At 62.8% G+C, this 17,498-nt stretch carries 17 protein-coding genes; 6 read left to right on the top strand and 11 right to left on the bottom strand.

From position 1 onward, the window contains the following. Positions 1–39: 39 nt before the first annotated feature. The 3 genes from NKI47_RS29340 to NKI47_RS29330 are packed head-to-tail and all read left to right on the top strand — an operon-like array spanning position 40 to position 2,883. A complete protein-coding gene (locus NKI47_RS29340) occupies positions 40–963 on the top strand; it encodes a carbohydrate ABC transporter permease (protein ID WP_023679983.1) in 924 nt (307 codons plus the stop codon). Next, complete coding sequence (locus tag NKI47_RS29335) at positions 963–1,811, top strand: carbohydrate ABC transporter permease (protein WP_352594495.1); 849 nt, start codon at positions 963–965, stop codon at positions 1,809–1,811. The genes NKI47_RS29340 and NKI47_RS29335 overlap by 1 nt, the downstream gene beginning before the upstream one ends. Positions 1,812–1,815: 4 nt before the next feature. Continuing rightward, positions 1,816–2,883: an ABC transporter ATP-binding protein gene (locus NKI47_RS29330; RefSeq protein ID WP_352594494.1), complete on the top strand. Its 1,068-nt coding sequence runs from the start codon at positions 1,816–1,818 to the stop codon at positions 2,881–2,883. Between the two features lie 67 nt (positions 2,884–2,950). Here the strand turns inward: NKI47_RS29330 and rpmG are convergent, their stop codons facing one another. From rpmG to NKI47_RS29285, 9 genes are all read right to left on the bottom strand, one after another. Next, complete coding sequence (rpmG, locus tag NKI47_RS29325) at positions 2,951–3,118, bottom strand: 50S ribosomal protein L33 (protein ID WP_006201775.1); 168 nt, start codon at positions 3,116–3,118, stop codon at positions 2,951–2,953. A gap of 319 nt (positions 3,119–3,437) precedes the next feature. Beyond that, positions 3,438–3,806, bottom strand: a complete 369-nt coding sequence (locus tag NKI47_RS29320) for a YybH family protein (RefSeq protein WP_352455648.1) — start codon at positions 3,804–3,806, stop codon at positions 3,438–3,440. 51 nt (positions 3,807–3,857) lie between these two features. Then, positions 3,858–4,319: a YqfO family protein gene (locus tag NKI47_RS29315; RefSeq protein ID WP_352568798.1), complete on the bottom strand. Its 462-nt coding sequence runs from the start codon at positions 4,317–4,319 to the stop codon at positions 3,858–3,860. Positions 4,320–4,428: 109 nt separating this feature from the next. Beyond that, positions 4,429–5,604 (bottom strand): MFS transporter, encoded by a 1,176-nt coding sequence (locus tag NKI47_RS29310; RefSeq protein WP_023679978.1) that lies wholly within the window; start codon positions 5,602–5,604, stop codon positions 4,429–4,431. A gap of 16 nt (positions 5,605–5,620) precedes the next feature. After that, positions 5,621–6,355 (bottom strand): NUDIX hydrolase, encoded by a 735-nt coding sequence (locus tag NKI47_RS29305; protein WP_352594493.1) that lies wholly within the window; start codon positions 6,353–6,355, stop codon positions 5,621–5,623. A gap of 72 nt (positions 6,356–6,427) precedes the next feature. Continuing rightward, entirely contained in the window at positions 6,428–6,880 is a 453-nt protein-coding gene (locus tag NKI47_RS29300; RefSeq protein WP_352594492.1) for a DUF983 domain-containing protein, read from the bottom strand. Then, on the bottom strand, positions 6,880–9,186 hold the full coding sequence (gene rnr / locus NKI47_RS29295; RefSeq protein WP_023679975.1) for a ribonuclease R: 2,307 nt from the start codon (positions 9,184–9,186) through the stop codon (positions 6,880–6,882). The genes NKI47_RS29300 and rnr overlap by 1 nt, the downstream gene beginning before the upstream one ends. A 6-nt stretch (positions 9,187–9,192) precedes the next feature. Beyond that, a complete protein-coding gene (topA, locus tag NKI47_RS29290) occupies positions 9,193–11,808 on the bottom strand; it encodes a type I DNA topoisomerase (RefSeq protein ID WP_023679974.1) in 2,616 nt (871 codons plus the stop codon). A 446-nt stretch (positions 11,809–12,254) separates the two neighbouring features. After that, positions 12,255–12,632, bottom strand: a complete 378-nt coding sequence (locus NKI47_RS29285; RefSeq protein ID WP_352594491.1) for a COG4315 family predicted lipoprotein — start codon at positions 12,630–12,632, stop codon at positions 12,255–12,257. Positions 12,633–12,819: 187 nt separating this feature from the next. On the opposite strand from NKI47_RS29285, the gene NKI47_RS29280 reads away from it, so the two are divergent. Next, positions 12,820–13,566, top strand: coding sequence for a cytochrome c biogenesis CcdA family protein (locus NKI47_RS29280; protein ID WP_352594490.1), 747 nt, complete (start codon positions 12,820–12,822; stop codon positions 13,564–13,566). A 53-nt stretch (positions 13,567–13,619) separates the two neighbouring features. Here NKI47_RS29280 and NKI47_RS29275 read toward each other — a convergent pair whose 3' ends face one another. Next, positions 13,620–14,525, bottom strand: a complete 906-nt coding sequence (locus tag NKI47_RS29275; RefSeq protein WP_352594489.1) for an SDR family oxidoreductase — start codon at positions 14,523–14,525, stop codon at positions 13,620–13,622. A gap of 129 nt (positions 14,526–14,654) precedes the next feature. Here NKI47_RS29275 and NKI47_RS29270 point away from each other — a divergent pair, with 129 nt between their 5' ends. Both NKI47_RS29270 and glmU read left to right on the top strand, forming a co-directional pair. Next, positions 14,655–15,602: an AraC family transcriptional regulator gene (locus tag NKI47_RS29270; RefSeq protein ID WP_352594488.1), complete on the top strand. Its 948-nt coding sequence runs from the start codon at positions 14,655–14,657 to the stop codon at positions 15,600–15,602. Positions 15,603–15,731: 129 nt separating this feature from the next. Further along, positions 15,732–17,093 (top strand): bifunctional UDP-N-acetylglucosamine diphosphorylase/glucosamine-1-phosphate N-acetyltransferase GlmU, encoded by a 1,362-nt coding sequence (gene glmU / locus NKI47_RS29265; protein ID WP_352594487.1) that lies wholly within the window; start codon positions 15,732–15,734, stop codon positions 17,091–17,093. Between the two features lies 1 nt (position 17,094). On the opposite strand, the gene NKI47_RS29260 is transcribed toward glmU, so the two are convergent. Continuing rightward, positions 17,095–17,448, bottom strand: a complete 354-nt coding sequence (locus NKI47_RS29260) for an ADP-ribosylation/crystallin J1 (RefSeq protein WP_352594486.1) — start codon at positions 17,446–17,448, stop codon at positions 17,095–17,097. Positions 17,449–17,498 lie beyond the last annotated feature (50 nt).

The following is a 17,498-nucleotide window of genomic DNA, read 5'->3' as shown; positions in this document are numbered from 1 at the left end:
TCGCCAGCCCGTGCTTACTCAGGAGACGATCCAGTACCAATGACCTATGCCGTGTCCGAAATCCGATCCGCCGGCAGGCCGCGAAAGAAGCGGCTATCGCATGCCGCGATCGAGCCTTGGCTCTATCTCAGCCCGGCGATCGCGCTGCTGGTCGTCGTGCTCCTGGTGCCGCTGGTTATCGGTGTCGGCTACTCGTTCCGCAAATTCTCCGCTTTCAAATCCGAATATGTCGGGCTTGGGCAGTATCAGGCGATGCTGTCGGATCCTGTGCTCGGGCAGGCGCTCGTCAACACCCTATGGTGGACGGCAGCCAGCCTGTTCTTCCAATTTTTCCTTGGACTTGGCCTGGCGCTGCTGCTCGATACGCCGTTCCGGGGCAGAAAGATCGTGCAGGCCGTGGTGTTCCTGCCTTGGGCGGTACCGTCCTTCCTCTCGGGCCTGACCTGGGCCTGGCTGTTCAACCCGATCATCGGGCCGCTGCCGCATTGGCTCTACGCCTTGGGGCTGAAAGCCGAGCCAACCAACGTGCTCTCCGATCCCTCGACAGCCATGTGGGGGCCGATCGTCGCCAATGTCTGGTTCGGCATTCCCTTTTTTGCCATCACGCTTTTGGCGGCGTTGAAGTCGATCCCGTCAGAACTGCATGAGGCGGCGGCGATCGACGGCGCCTCGCCGTGGCAGCGCTTCACCAAGGTGACGCTGCCGTTCCTGGCGCCGACCATCGTCATTACCGTCATGCTGCGCACGATATGGATCGCCACATTCGCCGACCTGATCTTCGTCATGACCGAAGGCGGGCCTGCCGGTTCGACCGCCACGGTGCCGGTCTATATCTATGTCAGCGCGTTCAAGTCACTGGATAAGGGCTATGCCTCGGCGGTGGCGGTGCTGCTGCTTGTGCTGCTCATCGTCTATGCGATTGCGCTGATAGGCATCCGCCGCTCGCTGGTGAGGCACGTCTGATGATTGCCGGACGCTCCGTCTCCTCGCGCATTCTCGGCGGCATCGGCCTTTACGGCGCCATCGCCGCCTATATGGCCTTCGCGCTGTTCCCGATCTTCTGGACGTTGAAGATCTCGGTTACGCCGGAGCGGCTGCTCTATTCCGAAGGCATCACTTTCTGGCCGTCGCAAGCGACGCTGCAGAACTTCGTCACCGTGCTCGAAGCCACCGATTTTCCGCGCTATTTCCTGAACAGCGTTATCGTTTCGGTGTCGACGGCAGCCTTCGTAACGGTCATTGCCACGCTGGCCGGCTACGCCATGTCGCGATTTTCCTTCCGCGGCAAGGCGACCCTGGCCATCCTGCTTTTGCTCACCCAGACTTTTCCGCTGGTGATGGTCATTCCGCCGATCTACCGCATCATGGGACAGATCGGCCTCATCAACAGCCTGACCGGCCTCGTCATCATCTACACCGCGTTCAATACGGCCTTTGCGACCTTCCTGATGCAATCTTTCTTCGACGGCATCCCGAGAGACCTGGAAGAGGCAGCCATGATCGACGGCTGCACGCGCCTGCAGGCGATGCGCAAGGTGATCGTGCCGCTGACGCTACCCGGCATGGGCGCGACGCTCGGCTTCGTCTTTACCGCCGCCTGGAGCGAGTTGCTGTTTGCGCTGATGCTGATTTCCAGCGACGACCAGAAGACCTTCGCGGTTGGCCTGCTCACCTATATCGGCAAATTCGCGGTCGACTGGGGACAGATGATGGCTGCTTCCATCCTGGCGCTGATCCCGGTCTGCGTCTTCTTTGCCTTCCTGCAACGCTACCTCGTCACCGGCCTTACCGCCGGCGCCGTCAAGGGATAGATCGATGGCCTCCGTTACACTCGACAAAGTCCGCAAAGACTATGGAGCCGTGCGCGTTCTGCACGCGGTCGATCTCGAAATCGCCGACGGCGAGTTCGTCGTTCTGGTCGGCCCGTCCGGCTGCGGGAAATCGACCCTGCTGCGCATGATCGCCGGGCTGGAGGAGGTCTCCGACGGGCAGATCCATATTGGCGAGCGCCTGGTCAACGACATCGCGCCAAAGGACCGCGACATTGCCATGGTATTCCAGTCCTACGCGCTCTATCCGCACATGGACGTGTCGAAGAACATGGGCTTCAGCCTGATGCTGAGAAAGGCCGGCAAGCCGGCAATCGATGCAAGGGTGGACAGTGCCGCCAAGCGGCTCGGGCTCGATGCGCTTCTGCAACGCCTGCCGCGGCAATTGTCCGGCGGCCAGCGCCAGCGCGTCGCCATGGGACGGGCCATCGTGCGCGACCCGAAGGTCTTTCTCTTCGACGAGCCGCTTTCGAACCTCGACGCCAAGCTGCGCGTCCACATGCGTGCCGAGATCAAGGCGCTGCACCAGCAATTGAAGACCACTTCGGTCTATGTCACCCACGACCAGACCGAAGCGATGACAATGGCCGACCGCATCGTCGTCATGCATGACGGCCTCGTCCAGCAGGTCGGTGTGCCGCTCGATCTGTACGACCGGCCGGTCAACATGTTCGTCGCCGGGTTCATCGGCTCGCCCGGCATGAATTTTCTGCCTGCCGTAGTTGAAAAGGGCGCCAAGCCGGATGCCATCCTGGCCGACGGCCAGAAGCTGAGGCTGCCGGACGGCCTGCCGCTCAGGGATGGCGATGCGATCACCGTCGGCTTGCGGCCCGAGCATATCCGGCTCGCCGACAATGGCGCGCTGAAGGGCGAGGTGGGTGTCGTGGAGCCGCTCGGCCTGTCCACCCAGTTCTATGCCGGGCTTGCCGGCCAGCAGGTCTGCGTGTTTGCCATGGGCCGGGCCAGCGTGAAGCCGGGTGAGGCCGTGCGCCTATCGGCTGATCCGGCATCGCTCCATCTGTTCGATCCGGCAAGCGGCGATCGCATCGGCTAATCCTGCATCCCGAAATGAAAAACGCCGCCCGGAAGGCGGCGTTTCGGTACTGCGAGAGAAAACCCGATTACTTGATCTTGGTTTCCTTGAATTCGACGTGCTTCTTGGCGACCGGGTCGTATTTGCGGAACGACAGCTTGTCCGTCTTGGTGCGGCTGTTCTTGCTGGTCACGTAGAAGAAACCGGTGTCGGCGGTCGACAGAAGCTTGATCTTGATGTTTGCGGCTTTGGCCATGATGTTCGTCCGTTAATGTTCGTGGAGTTTTGGCCGCTGGAGCACGGGAAACACCCGGACGCGGGAAACTTGCCGCGACACATAAAGAACGCGCCCGGAAAGTCAACCCTTGTCCAGGTTCTGTGTCGTAAGCAGATGAGTTGTCCGGATTAGGTAGCACATGAGTTGTCCGGGTTTATTGCCAGCCGATGGAGGCTGGGGACGAAGCGGACATTGATGTGCTACCAAAACCCGACAATTTGATTGGGTGCCGACAGCCGCGGGAGGCTCCTGTGTGCCTCCGGCCGTCCTCCGGGTGGCGTCTCAGTTTGAATGCTAGCTATGAGTATCGAGCGATGGACGGCTGATCGATCACCCAAAGCCAGTTCCCGTCACCTTGCCGGCGAGCGATTTCCGCAGTAACGGTGCCATCGGCAAGGCGCGTGGAAGTGAGCGCCAAATCCCTGTTGATGATAGCCGGACGCTGATCTCCGAGATCAAACTTTCGTCCCGCTGCCACCAACTTGGCGTAAAATCGGCGGATGGCATCTCTGCCGCAGGCCAACTGTCCGTTGCCGGTAGCGAGGATGGCACCGGGTTCGTAAAGAGCAGCCATTCCTTCCGCGTCTCCCGCTTGCTCGCGAGAAACCAATAGCCGCGCCAGGTCCTGGGGATCGCTTGCCGGTTTGCGGTTTGCTTCATCATTCATCGGCAGGCTTCCTGACAGCCAAATTCAAACCGAGATACGACCAGGTTCCGGTCACTCCGCCGCGACGGTTTCCGGTTGCAACGCCTTCTTCCAGTCTCCCGTCGTGTTCCACCAGCGGTTCGGGTTGGCGCGGTCGTCGAGACCCTTGGAGCGGCTGGCAAGCAGTGGCTGAATGCGGATCACCGGCTCCTGATAGCTATGAACCTGGTAAATCGCTTCGACGACGCGAGCGGCGAGCTTCTGGTCGTCAGGCAGTTCGAACGACACCTCGACAGTCCCTGGCCGCCTGCGCAATTCCGTCTCGGCGCCGGCGGCGGCACCTTCAAGCGGCCGGTAGCGTTCGATGCCGTCCGCCGACTGGAAAGCATTGCTGTCATATTTGCCCATTCCGAGCGGTACGATCGCGACCACCGCCTCCATGATGCGGTCGACATCGGCTGCCGGTGCCTGAAAGGTCACCAGCAGCAGCAATTCCATCCGCAGCGATTTCGTTTCAAAGCCACTATCGATCATCCGAGGTCTCCCTGCTATGCATTTTGGGGGAGCATATACTCGAGCCCTCCTGACATGGTTGTGTCAGGAGTTGGTCAGCAGTGGGAGCGATGTCGGCAGCTGGGCCGACTCAGAGGATTTTGCGGAGCAGCCTGGTGCCGACCAGCACGATATAGCAGGCGAAGAACAGGCCGAGCGCCCAACCGAAGCCCGACGGCCCGAAAGCGTCCATGCCGATGCCGATTGCCTGCGGGCCAAGCACCATGCCGACGCCGTAGCAGAGAACGAAGGCGGCGTTGGCGGAGGCCAGTTCGTGGCCGGAAAGCTGGGAGCCGAGGTGAGCAAGACCGATTGTATACATAGCGGCGACCACACCGCCCCAGATGAACAGAAGCGCTGCCATCAAATGCCAGTTATGCGCGAAGAACGGCATGAAGACCGTGCCGGCAAGCCCGACAGTGGCACAGGCCATCAGCAGATAGCGGCGGTCGCTGACGCGGTCGCTGATCATGCCGATCGGGATCTGCAACAGCACATTGCCAAGCCCGATCATGGTGAGCAAAAGGGCGGCGTCCGCCTCTGAGTAGCCGATGCGGCTACCGTAGACCGGGAACAGTGCAAAGCCGCCGGTCTCGACCGCGCCGAACACCAGCACGGCGGCGGTTGCCGTCGGCACCAGCCAGATGTAACGCAGGAAATTGCTGGTTTCGCCGTCCGAGACGATCGTCGGGCTCTCGTTGCGTGCCGCCAGGACCGGTATGGCAGCGAGCGTAACCAAGGCGATGGTAACGCCGAAGGGCAGGAAGCCACTGCTGCCGAGATGGGCGAACAGCCAAGGCCCGGCGGCAAAGCCGAGAGACAGCACGGTGGCATAGATGCCGAGGACCAGTCCGCGCCGGTGTGGCGGCGCCGAGGTGCTGATCCAGAATTCCGACAGGATGAACAGCACCGTCAGCGCGATATGCAGCAGCACGCGCAGCGGAAACCACATCCAGAAAGCTGGCGCGAAATGGAAACCGACAAATGCCAGCGCCCCGGCGGCGATCATGGCAAGCATCGTCCAGGCGACCCCGAACCGCATGGCGAGCGGGGTGGCGAGCGGCGCGCCGGCGATAGAGGCGAGGCCGGCGACCGCGGTGTTGAGACCGATCATCGACGCGGAATGGCCACGCGTTTCCAGGATCACGCTGAGCAGCGGCATGCCAAGGCCGATGGCAATGCCGACGACGCTGATCGACGAGATCGCCGCGACCATCGGCAGCCAGTGTACGCGTTCCTTGCCCTGCGGCTGGATATCGACTGTCATGGAATGCCTGGCTGCTCTAGAGAATTTCGCGGACGAAGCGATTGCGGACAAGCCGGTAGAACGGCACGGGACCGCCGGGGCTCAGCAGCGGATCCCGGACGAGCCGGGTTTCCAGCTCCTCCAGGACCGTGCGCGTGATGTCTGGAATATCGACTTGCCGGGCCTTGGCCAGCGGCAGCCAAACGACGTCTTCCAACTCGTCGGTCGGACCGCCATCCGGCAGTTGCACGGCGACATCGTCGCGCCATGCGGCGAGAAAGCGCGTATCGAAGCGGCGCACCCGGTTGGGCGGGGTGATGGCGCGTGCGACGAAGCGCAGCGCTTGCAGTGATGGGATGACGCCGTGTTCGACAAAGCCCTGCCAGTCGCGCCTGGCGGTTGCGAACACGCCTTTTTGACCGATCAGCAGGCCGGCCTCCTCATAGGTTTCGCGGATTGCCGACAAGGCAATGGCGCGGGCGCGAGCCGGGCTGGTGCGACCGATGCCAGCGGTCAATCTCGCTTCTTCCTCGGGATGAAGTGCGGTGGCTATCGGGATGCGGCTGTCGGCCGGATCTGTGCGGCCGCCAGGAAACACGAATTTTCCCGGCATGAAGGCATGACGGGCGTGGCGCCGGCCCATCAGCACCAGGAATTCGTCGCCTTTGCGATCGAGCAGGATCAGCGTCGCGGCGTCGCGCGGGCGTATAGGCTTGGCCTCGAGCGCGTTCCGCTCAACCTTGTCGACTTCCGCCTTGGTCATAACGTCCATGCGCTCGACCTAGCGGAATCTTCTCCGATGCGAAAGTGGCGTCCAGCCATGCCGATTGCGCCAGCCTCGGTTTCAAGCCTCGGGATGCGACTCGATCAGATCTTCTTCACCGCCAAAGCCGTGCATATAAAACGCCCATTGCAGGCCGATGACAGCGCCCTTGACCGGCTGCAGCAGGACGACGGCGAGAATGATGGTCAATGGCACCCAGATGGCGATGTGCTGCCAGGTCGACAGCGTCGAGGTTGCCTCGACACCCATGAAGGCGCCGAGCACGATGTGGCCGACAATGACCACCACAAGATAGGCCGGCAGGTCGTCGGCGCGATGGTGGTGAAGTTCCTCGCCGCAATGATCGCATTTGTCGACGGTTTTGACGAAGGCGCGAAACAGCTTGCCCTCGCCGCAATGCGGGCGGCGGCCGAGCATGCCGCGCTTCATTGCCGTCCATAGCGGCCGGGCGGTCCGGCCCGAGTGATGTTCGCCGCCGAAAATCCGTTCTTCCACCTGCAGTTCTGTTGGCATTACCGTCTCCTGCCGCGCGAGCCTGGACGCGATTGCGACGCCCGGGCGCGGCCTTTGGCCTTGTGGAACGACCGTTTGGAGCCGGGCAGCGGCTTTGGCTCGGTCAGCATCTCGAAACGCATCGCGCCGGCCATCGGCGCCACCTCGATCAGGCGAACCTCGACGCGATCAGCAAGCTGATAGCCCTTGCCGGTGCGTTCTCCGAAAAGCGATCGAGCAGTTTCGTCGTATATATAGTAGTCGCCGCCCAGGGTTGAAACCGGAATGAAGCCATCCGCGCCATACTGCGGCAATTGGACAAACAGGCCCGATTTGGTGACGCCCGAGATGCGGGCGTCGAAACGGTCGTCGATGCGCTCGGCGAGATAGGCAGCGATCAGCCGGTCGACCGTGTCGCGCTCGGCGGCCATCGCGCGCCGCTCGGTCGCCGAAATCAGCGCCGAGACCTCTTCCAGCCGCTCCGCCTCGTCCTGCGTCAGGCCCCCCGGACCAAGGCCGAGTGCGGCAATCAGCCCGCGATGCACGATCAGATCGGCATATCTGCGGATCGGCGAGGTGAAATGCGCGTAGCGCTTCAGGTTGAGGCCGAAATGGCCGATATTGGCGGGCGAATATTCGGCCTGGCTCTGCGAGCGCAGCACCACTTCGTTGACGAGCCCCTCATTGTCGGCGCCGCGCACGCGAGCGAGGATGCCGTTGAACTGGTTCGGCCGCATTTGCGCGCCGCGCGCCAGCGACAGGCCGAGCGTCTGCAGGAATTCACGCAACGATTCCTGCTTGGCGAGCGAGGGCGCATCGTGGATGCGGTAGACCAGCGCCTGGCGCTTCGCCTCGAGTGTCTCGGCGGCGGCGACATTGGCCTGGATCATGAACTCTTCGATCAGCTTGTGCGCGTCGAGCCGCTCCGGCACGACGACCTTGTCGACGGTGCCGTCCTGCTTGAGCAGGATCTTGCGCTCGGGCAGATCGAGCTCAAGCGGCTGGCGCGTGTCGCGGCCGCGCTTCAGGATCGTGTAGGCGTCCCATAGCGGCTTCAGCACCGTATCGAGGATCGGGCCGGTCGTGTCGTCCGGTGCGCCGTCGATCGCCGCTTGCGCCTGCTGATAGGCGAGTTTCGCCGCCGACTTCATCATGACGCGATGGAAGGAGTGTCTGAGTTTGTGGCCATCGGCCGAGAAAGTCATACGCACCGCTATCGCCGGACGATCCTGGCCCTCGCGCAGTGAACAGAGGTCGTTCGAGATGCGCTCCGGCAGCATCGGTACGACGCGGTCGGGAAAATAGACCGAATTGCCGCGCTTCAGCGCTTCGCGATCGAGCGCCGTGGCATAGCGCACGTATGCAGCGACATCGGCAATGGCGACGGTGACAACCACGCCGCCGGCGTTCTTCTCGTCGGTGTCGGGCATGGCGAACACCGCGTCGTCATGATCCTTGGCGTCGGCCGGATCGATGGTGAGCAGCGGCAGCTCGCGCCAATCCTCGCGTCCGGCAAGCGTCGCCGCCTTGACCGCCTCCGCCTCGGCGATGACGTCGGTGGGAAAAATATGTGGAATGTCGTGTGCATGGATGGCGATCATCGAGACCGCCTTTTCGCTGGTCAGCGACCCCAACACCGCCAGAACCTTGGCTCGCGGCAGCCCGTAGCGCGAGGCCCGCGCCGGCTCGACTTCGACCAGGTCGCCGTTCTTGGCGCCGTTCTGGAATTCCTTGTCGACGACCAGCTCCGGCTGGCGCCTTTCCACCGGCTCGATGCGGAACGTGCCGTCCTTCAGCACACGGAAAACGCCGAGAACCGCATCGGTGCGCTTCTCGAATATCTTCATCACCCGGCCGGTATAGGCCGGGCCTGCCGGATCGTCGGTCGGAAAGGTCTTGGCCAGCACGCGGTCGCCGATGCCAGGCGTCGGCCCATTGCCGCCGCGCGACACGCGGATCGCTATGACCGGAGGTTCGCCATTGCCGATCGCTTCGGTCGGGTGCGCCAGCAGCACACCGTCGGCGTCACGGCCGAAGATGTCGAGCACCGCGACGTGGGGCAGGGCGCCGACACGGGCAAGCCGCTTGCGCTCCTTGGTCAGCAGGCCTTCATCCTGCAGGTCGCGCAAGACGTCCTTCAGCCAGATGCGGTCTTCGCCGCGCAGCGCAAACGCCTTGGCGATGTCGCGTTTTCCGGCGCGGTCCGGATTTTCGGCGATGTAACGCAGTATCTCGTCGCGTGAAGGCCGGTAATTGTCCCTGACCTTGGCACGGGTATCGGCGGTGCGCAGATCGCCGTGGCTTCTTCCGGAGACTTTGCGCGCCAACCCGTCCTATCCCTTTTTCCTGGCCGCCGGTTTTTTGGCCGCAGCCGATTTCTTCGCAGGCGCGGCCGCTTTGCGGAAGGGCTTCCTGGGGCCATTGCCGCCCTTGGCTTCCTTTTCCGCAATGAGCGCCACCGCATCCTCGATCGTCACCGATTGCGGATCCTTGCCCTTCGGCAGCGTCGCATTGACCTTGCCGAAATTCACATAAGGCCCGTATTTGCCGTCGCGCACGACGATCTTGCCGCCGCCGGCAGGATGCTCGCCAAGTTCCTTGAGCGCAGCGGCTGTGCCGCCATTGCGGCCGCCTTTGCCCTTCAATTGCTTCTCGGCGATCACGGAGACGGCGCGATTGAGGCCGATCGAGAACACGTCCTCGATGCTGTCGAGATTGGCGTAGGTGCCGTCATGCAGCACGAACGGCCCGTAGCGCCCCAGCCCGGCCGAAATCATCTTGCCGGATTCCGGATGCTTGCCGACATCGCGCGGCAGCGACAAAAGGGCGAGTGCTTTTTCGTGATCGATCGAATCGACAGTCCAGCCCTTGGGCAGGCTGGAGCGCTTGGCATCCTTGCCGTCGCCGCGCTGGATATAGGGGCCGAACCGGCCATTGCGCAGCGTGATCTCCTCGGCGGTATAGGGGTCCTTGCCGAGCACTTTGGTGCCGTCTTCGCCACCGCCGTTCTCGCCATTGGGATTGGCGGCGTCGCCGAGCTGGCGGGTGAAGGAGCATTCGGGATAGTTCGAACAGCCAACGAAGGCGCCGAACTTGCCGAGCTTCAGCGACAGGTTGCCGGTGCCGCATTTCGGACAGATGCGCGGGTTCGAACCGTCTTCCCGCGCGGGAAAGACCAGCGGCGCCAGTTCCTCGTTCAACGCATCGAGGACGTCGGTGACGCGCAACTCCTTGATGTCGGCGACGGCGCCGGAAAAATCCTTCCAGAAATCGCGCAGCACGTCCTTCCATGCGAGCTTGCCGTCGGAAATCTCGTCGAGCTTTTCCTCCAGCGAAGCGGTGAAGTCGTACTCGACATAACGCTCGAAGAAGCTTTCGAGGAAGGCCGACAATAGCCGGCCCTTTGCCTGCGGCACCAGCTTGCGCTTGTCGATGGTGACATAGTCACGATCCTCGAGCGTCTTCAGGATCGCCGTATAAGTCGACGGCCGGCCGATGCCCAACTCTTCCAGCTTCTTGATCAGCGAAGCTTCCGAATAACGCGGCGGCGGCTCGGTGGTGTGCTGGGTGGCGTTGATCGCCTCGCGTGTGAGCTGCTCGCCGGCACGGATCTCGGGCAGGCGGCGGCTTTCCTCGTCTTCCGAATCTTCTTCCTTCTGCTCGATGTAAGCGGCAAGGAAGCCGTCGAAGCGAACAACCGAGCCTACAGCGCGAAGCTCGGCGGTGCGCGGGCCGTTGACTGCCTCTATCTCGACCGTGGTGCGCTCTATCTCGGCCGGCTGCATCTGGCTGGCGATGGCGCGTTTCCAGATCATCTCGTAAAGCCGCGCCTGGTCGGCGTCGAGATACTGCTTGACGGAAGCCGGCGTGCGCATGAAATCGGTCGGACGGATCGCTTCGTGCGCCTCCTGGGCATTCTTGGCCTTGGCGGAATAGTAGCGCGGCTTTTCAGGCAGGTATTTAGGGCCGAATTCCTTGGCAATCGCATCGCGTGCGGCAGAGATCGCCTCCGGTGCCATCTGCACGCCATCGGTCCGCATATAGGTGATCAGGCCGGTGGTCTCACCGCCGATCTCCATGCCCTCATAGAGCCGCTGCGCCACCTGCATGGTGCGGTTGGCCGAAAAGCCGAGACCCGATGAGGCTGCCTGCTGCAGCGTTGAGGTGGTGAAGGGCGGCCCGGGATTGCGCTTGGTCGGCTTCGCTTCGACAGACGCCGCCTTGAAGCTGGCGCCTTCGAGCATCGCTTTGATGTCGTCGGCCTGCCCCTTGTTGGAAATGTCGAGCTTTTGCAGCTTCTTGCGCTCGAAGGCGGTCAGCCGCGCCTCGAAATTTTCCTTGCGCGGCGTACCGAGAATGGCGGCGACCTGCCAGTATTCCTCGCGGATGAAGCGCTCGATCTCGGATTCGCGGTCGCAGACCAGACGCAGCGCCACCGACTGGACGCGGCCGGCGGAGCGGGCGCCGGGCAGCTTGCGCCACAGCACGGGCGACAGCGTGAAGCCGACCAGATAGTCGAGCGCGCGGCGGGCGAGATAGGCATCGACCAGCGGCGCGTCGATCTGGCGCGGATTGGCCATCGCCTCCAGCACGGACGCCTTGGTGATGGCGTTGAAGACGACGCGGCTGACCGGCTTGTCCTTCAACGCGCGCTTTTGCTTCAGCACTTCCAGGACATGCCAGGAGATCGCTTCGCCCTCGCGGTCCGGATCGGTGGCGAGGATCAGCCCGTCGGCGTCCTTGACCGCCTTGGCAATATCGGCGAGACGCTTTCCAGACGCGGTGTCGACGGCCCAGGACATGGCAAAGTCCTCATCCGGACGCACCGAGCCATCCTTGGCCGGCAGATCGCGGACATGGCCGAACGAGGCCAGAACCTTGTAGTTCTTGCCGAGGTATTTGTTGATTGTCTTCGCCTTGGCCGGCGATTCGACGACGACGACGTCCATACGGTCTCATATCAGTTGTGATGCGGCAGAAGAATTCCGCTGCGCGCGACGAAATCTCGTTCAATGTGTCGCTCACATGGCCGCGCTTTTGCATCCGGTCAAGGCCAAGCAGTCAAAATGCGGCCCTGTACCGAATGCGCAACCCAACGGCGCCATGCGATTTTCCGCAATCCTGGATAAGGGAAATGGCCAGCCTATCACTGGACAAGCCCGGCAATTGATCCTGGAGAACGGGACAAACTCTCCCGCGGATATAAGAGAAACATCGAGCACGCGCCAGCCCTGCTTGAACAGATGCTGTGAAGCGCGCAATCGGTAGCCCGGCATTTTGCTCGGACAGTCGCAAGGAAGTACCGTGCTGAAAAGCTGGCCGCCGGGGCGGTTGGGTCGAGTTCCCAGCGACCAGCCGTGTTACCGCCTGTTACAGCCGATCAGAAGCTCAAGGCCTAGTCGGCCTTGGCGATATGCCAGACGCCGCCGACACCCTCGCCGGTCACGTCGCCGGCCTTCTTGTCCTTGATGAACGTGTAGAGCGGCTTACCTTCGTAGGCCCACATCCTGGTGCCGTCGGTGCGGTCGACGATCGTCCACTCGCCCTCGGCCTTGGCGTTGGCGTCAGCCTTCAGCGGCGGCCAATTGGCGGCGCATTTGTCGTAGCAGTTCGACTTGCCCGCCTCGTCCTTGTCGTAGGTGTAGAGCGTCATGCCGCTGGCGTCGGTGTAGATCTTGGTGCTGCCGACCTCCGCTTCCTTCCACGCCTCGGCGGCGAAGGATGCGGCAGTGCCGAGCAAAAGCGCGGCCATGCCAGTTGCGATCGTTTTCATGGACTTCTCCCTGGATCATTCGAAAAGCGCGCGGAACAACGCAGCTTCGTTTGATCAACGCTGCCTGGCTGCCCTTTCTTCCCGGGCGGGCGTCGGCTTGCTACCCAATGTGATGGGGCCACGCGATGGTGATTGGCGGACAGCTGTTGTCGCGGCTATATGGCTGCGCAGTCATCGGGAGACGGAAATGGCATTGGACGTCGGCTATGTCAGTGCGATCGGGGCGGGAGCGATTTCGTTCCTGTCGCCTTGCGTGCTGCCGCTGGTGCCACCGTACCTATGTTATATGGCCGGCGTCTCGGTCGACGATTTCCGCGGCGAAGCCGGCATTACGGCAAAGGCCGGGGCGCGAGGCGCGCTGATCAATTCCTCCATCGCCTTCGTGCTCGGCTTCTCGACTGTCTTCGTCGCGCTCGGCGCCGGTGCCTCGACGATCGGCCATTTGCTGCGCGTTTGGCAGGAGCCGCTGGCGATGGCAGCCGGCGTGCTGATCATCCTGATGGGGCTGAATTTCCTCGGCGTACTGCGCATCCCTTTGCTTTCACGCGAGGCGCGCTTCCAGTCACAAGGCAAGCCGGCCAGCCTGATCGCCGCTTACGTAATGGGCCTGGCCTTCGCCTTTGGCTGGACGCCCTGTATCGGCCCGGTGCTGGGGCCGATCCTGACGCTTGCCGGCGGCCGCGAGACGGTGGGCGAGGGCGCGCTGCTGCTTGCCGCCTATTCGCTCGGCCTCGGTATTCCCTTCCTCGTTGCGGCGCTGTTTTCAGGCGCCTTCATGCGCTTTCTCGGGAAATTCCGCGTCCATCTCGGCCGCGTCGAAAAGGCCATCGGCGCGTTGCTGGTGGTCGCCGGCGTGTTTTTCCTGACCGGCGGCGTGCAGGCGGTGTCCTATTGGTTGCTCGAGACTTTCCCGGTGCTGGGGCAATTGGGATAGGTTTGCCGCCCGGCCGAAGCGCGAGGCCGTAGCTGCGGCGCAAGGCACCGCAGCTACGCGGTCCATTCACCTTCGAAATAGCCCGGCTGGTCGATATCGGCGATGAGCCCGGGTCCGCTCGGCGCCCACCCCAGCAGCGCGCGAGTCCGCTCGCTCGAGGTCGGGACATCCATCGCCGCGAACATCGCGAACCAGCCAAAATGATCGGCGGCTTCTTCCGCGGACTTGGCGACCACCGGCACGTTCAGGTGCCGGCCGATCACGCCGGCGACGTCCTTGAACGGCACGCCTTCTTCGGCGATCGCGTGATATCGCCCGCCATCGGCTCCATGCTCGAGCGCAAGCCGGTAAACGCGAGCGGCATCGAACCGATGCACGGCAGGCCAGCGATTGAGCCCTTCGCCGATATAGGCCGACACGCCCTTCTTGCGAGCGAGGTCGATGAGAATAGGAACGAAGGCGTGGTCGCCCTGGCCATGGACCGCCGGAGGAAGGCGCACAACCGACGCGCGCACGCCGCGTGCCGCCAGCGCGGCGGCTGTCGCTTCGGAGGCGCGGGGATACGAAGCGGAAGAGGGGACAGGCACATCTTCCTCGGTCGCGATACGGCCCCGCGCCTGGAGCGCGGTTCCGGAGGTTACGAGCAGGGGCCGCTCGGAGCCTTCGAGTGCACCGCCCAAGGCCTCGATGGCGCGCCGGTCCATCTCGCAATTTTGCGCGAATTTCGAGAAGTCGTGGTTGAAGCCGGCATGGATCACGCCATCAGCTGCCGCTGCGCCCCTGCTGAGGCTTTCGAGGTCTTCGAGGTCACCTCGATGCACCTCGGCTCCGGTGGCTGCAAGCGACTTGGCCGACGCCGCCGAGCGGGCGAGGCCGAGCACCTGATGGCCGGCGCCGATGAGTTCTTGAACGACGGCAGAACCGACGAATCCGGTCGCTCCGGTAACGAAAACACGCATCACGACTTCTCCTTGTTCGTTTCTGACCACGACCATTTTCGCGGCTCAGTTATGTCGTGATAGGCGCTTGAGAAAATACGATCTATGCGGCAAAGTCCGTATTATCTTCGCAATCGTCCGGAATGACCTGTGGATCCCCTTTCAGATGTGCTCTCGCTGCTGAAGCCGCGAAACTATATGTCAGCCGGTTTCGATGCTGGTGGTGAATGGTCGATCCAGTTCCCCGACCAGCAGCAAAGCATCAAGACCGGAGCGGTGGTCTCCGGCCGGTGCTGGCTATCTGTGGAGGGCGTTGCTGACGCAGTGCGCCTTGAGACGGGAGACTGCTTCCTGCTGCCGAGTGGACGGCCTTTCCGCCTTGCAAGCGACATGAGCTTGACGCCTGTTGAAGCCGTCAGGATTTTTCCGCCTGCGCGAGCCGGCGGTGTCGTGACCCACAATGGCGGTGGTGATTTCTTTCTGGTCAGCAGCCGCTTCGCGCTTGGCGGCAATCATGCCGGCATCCTGTTGCGGATGCTGCCAGCCATTGTGCATATCCGCAAAGAGTCGGACCAGTCGGCGCTGCGCTGGTCGGTGGAGCGGATGATGCAGGAGCTGCGCGAGCCGCAGCCGGGCGGCTTTCTGATGATCCAGCACCTCGCCCACATGATGCTGGTTCAGGCGCTGCGGCTGCATCTTTCGGAAGGATTGAAAGGTGGCATCGGCTGGCTCTTTGCCCTCGCGGACAAACAGATCGGCGCGGCGATCAGCGCCATGCATGACGATCCGGCGCATGGCTGGACGTTACAGGAACTGGCGGAACGGGCCGGCATGTCGCGATCGACCTTTGCGCTCAGATTCAAGGAGACGGTTGGCGCGTCGCCGATGGACTATTTGACGCGCTGGCGAATGCTGCTGGCCGGCGAACGGCTGACGAATTCCAGCGATCCCGTCGCCGTCATAGCGCTCTCGCTCGGCTACGAATCCGAAAGCGCCTTCAGCACAGCCTTCAAGCGGGTCATGAACTGTTCGCCACGGCAATACGGCCGTGGCCGAGCCTCCAGTTTCGCATCACGCAACGAGGCGGAAGCCGCGTGAGCCGATCGGCTTGAGCGTGTCGCGGGTTGGAGGTTCCACCGTCTCACCGGAATTTAACCGCATTGGTGCAGCATGGCGCCAGTGCTACTAACGCTTCGATTCCAGACCCCTTTCAACGGTTGCCATCCCATGAGCCAGAGAACCTGCCTGTCCATCATCCTCGCCGCCGGCGAAGGCACGCGCATGAAGAGTGCAGTGCCGAAAGTGCTGCACACAATCGCCGGCCTGCCGATGGTTGCCCATGTCGTCAAGGCGGCCGAAGCCGCCGGCAGCGGCGAGTTGGCGCTGGTGATCGGCCATGGCGCCGATGAGATGCGCAAGGCGGCACTCAAGTTTGCGCCGAAGGCCGAGGCTTTCGTCCAGGAAAAACGTCTCGGCACCGCGCACGCCGTGCTTGCCGCACGCGCAGCAATATCAAAAGGTTATGACGACATCTTGGTGATGTTTGGCGACACGCCGTTGATCGATCCGGAAGCGCTCGCGGCGGCGCGGCTGAAGCTGGCGGAAGGTGCGGCCGTCGTCGTGGTCGGCTTCCGTACGGAAAATCCTTCGGGCTACGGCCGGCTTATCGAAAAGGCCGGCAAGCTCGTGGCCATCCGCGAGGAGAAGGACTGCTCGGACGAGGAGAAGAAAATCACCTTCTGCAATGGCGGGCTGATGGCGGTCGCCGGCAGGCACGCGCTGAAGCTGCTCGATCAAGTCGGCAGCAAGAACGCCAAGGGCGAGTATTATCTCACCGACATCGTCGAGATCGCCGCTGCGCAGGGACTTGATGTCGTAGCCACCGAAGCCAGTTTCGAGAACGCGCTCGGCATCAACAACCGTGCCGAGCTTGCCCAGGCGGAAGATATCTGGCAGCAGCGCCGCCGGCGCGAGGCGATGCTTTCTGGCGTTACGCTGATCGCGCCCGAAACCGTGTTCTTCTCGCACGACACCGAGATCGGCGCCGATACGATCGTCGAACCCAATGTCTGGTTCGGGCCGGGCGTGAAAATCGCCACGGGGGCCAAGATCCATGCCTTCAGCCATATCGAAGGCGCCACCATCGCGTCGAATTGCGATGTCGGGCCGTTCGCGCGGCTGCGGCCCGGGGCCGATCTGAGAACCAAGGCCAAGGTCGGCAATTTCTGCGAGGTCAAGCAGGCGATCGTCGAAGAGGGCGCCAAGGTCAACCATCTGACCTATATCGGCGATGCCCGCATCGGCGCCGGCGCCAATATCGGCGCCGGCACCATCACCTGCAATTATGACGGCTATTCGAAATTCTTCACCGATATCGGCGAGGGCGCCTTCATAGGCTCGAACTCCTCGCTGGTGGCGCCGGTGTCGATCGGCAAGGGCGGCTACATCGCCTCGGGCAGCGTCATCACAGAAAGCGTACCCGACGATGCGCTGGCCTTCGGCCGCGCCCGCCAGCGGACTCTAGCCGGCAAGGGCAAGGAGTTGCGAGAGCGTTTTTCTCAGGCCGCGGCGGCCCGCAAAAAAGGGTAGACTAGCGGAACTCGGCGACAAGCTGGATTTCGCCAACGATTGCATCGTTGAAGGCCGACAGGTCTTCGGCCGGGATCCAGTATTCCAGATGCGCCCGGCTGCCGGCATGCTGGACGCTGTAACGGTCCAGAAAGCTGCGACGCACCTCGAAACGCGTCACGAAACCTGATCCGCTCGCGGGCACATTCCAGTCTCGGGCGATCTGGGTGGCATAGGCCTCGCTGGTGACCGGATAGAAGATCGGCTGATCGGCAAGTCGAGGAGGAAAGGCGCGCATCCCTGCCTTCTGGATCAACTCCAATTCGCGGGGGCCGACCGGACGCCAAAGCGTCACCGTGTCAATTCGTTCGTTCATAGCCGCATCATGTCTTTGACTGATTTCTGGAGCCGTTGAGGCGAGATAGG

It is taken from the genome of Mesorhizobium sp. M0633, from assembly GCF_040320645.1.
Taxonomy (GTDB): domain Bacteria; phylum Pseudomonadota; class Alphaproteobacteria; order Rhizobiales; family Rhizobiaceae; genus Mesorhizobium.
This window is presented reverse-complemented; position numbering and strand designations above follow the sequence as displayed.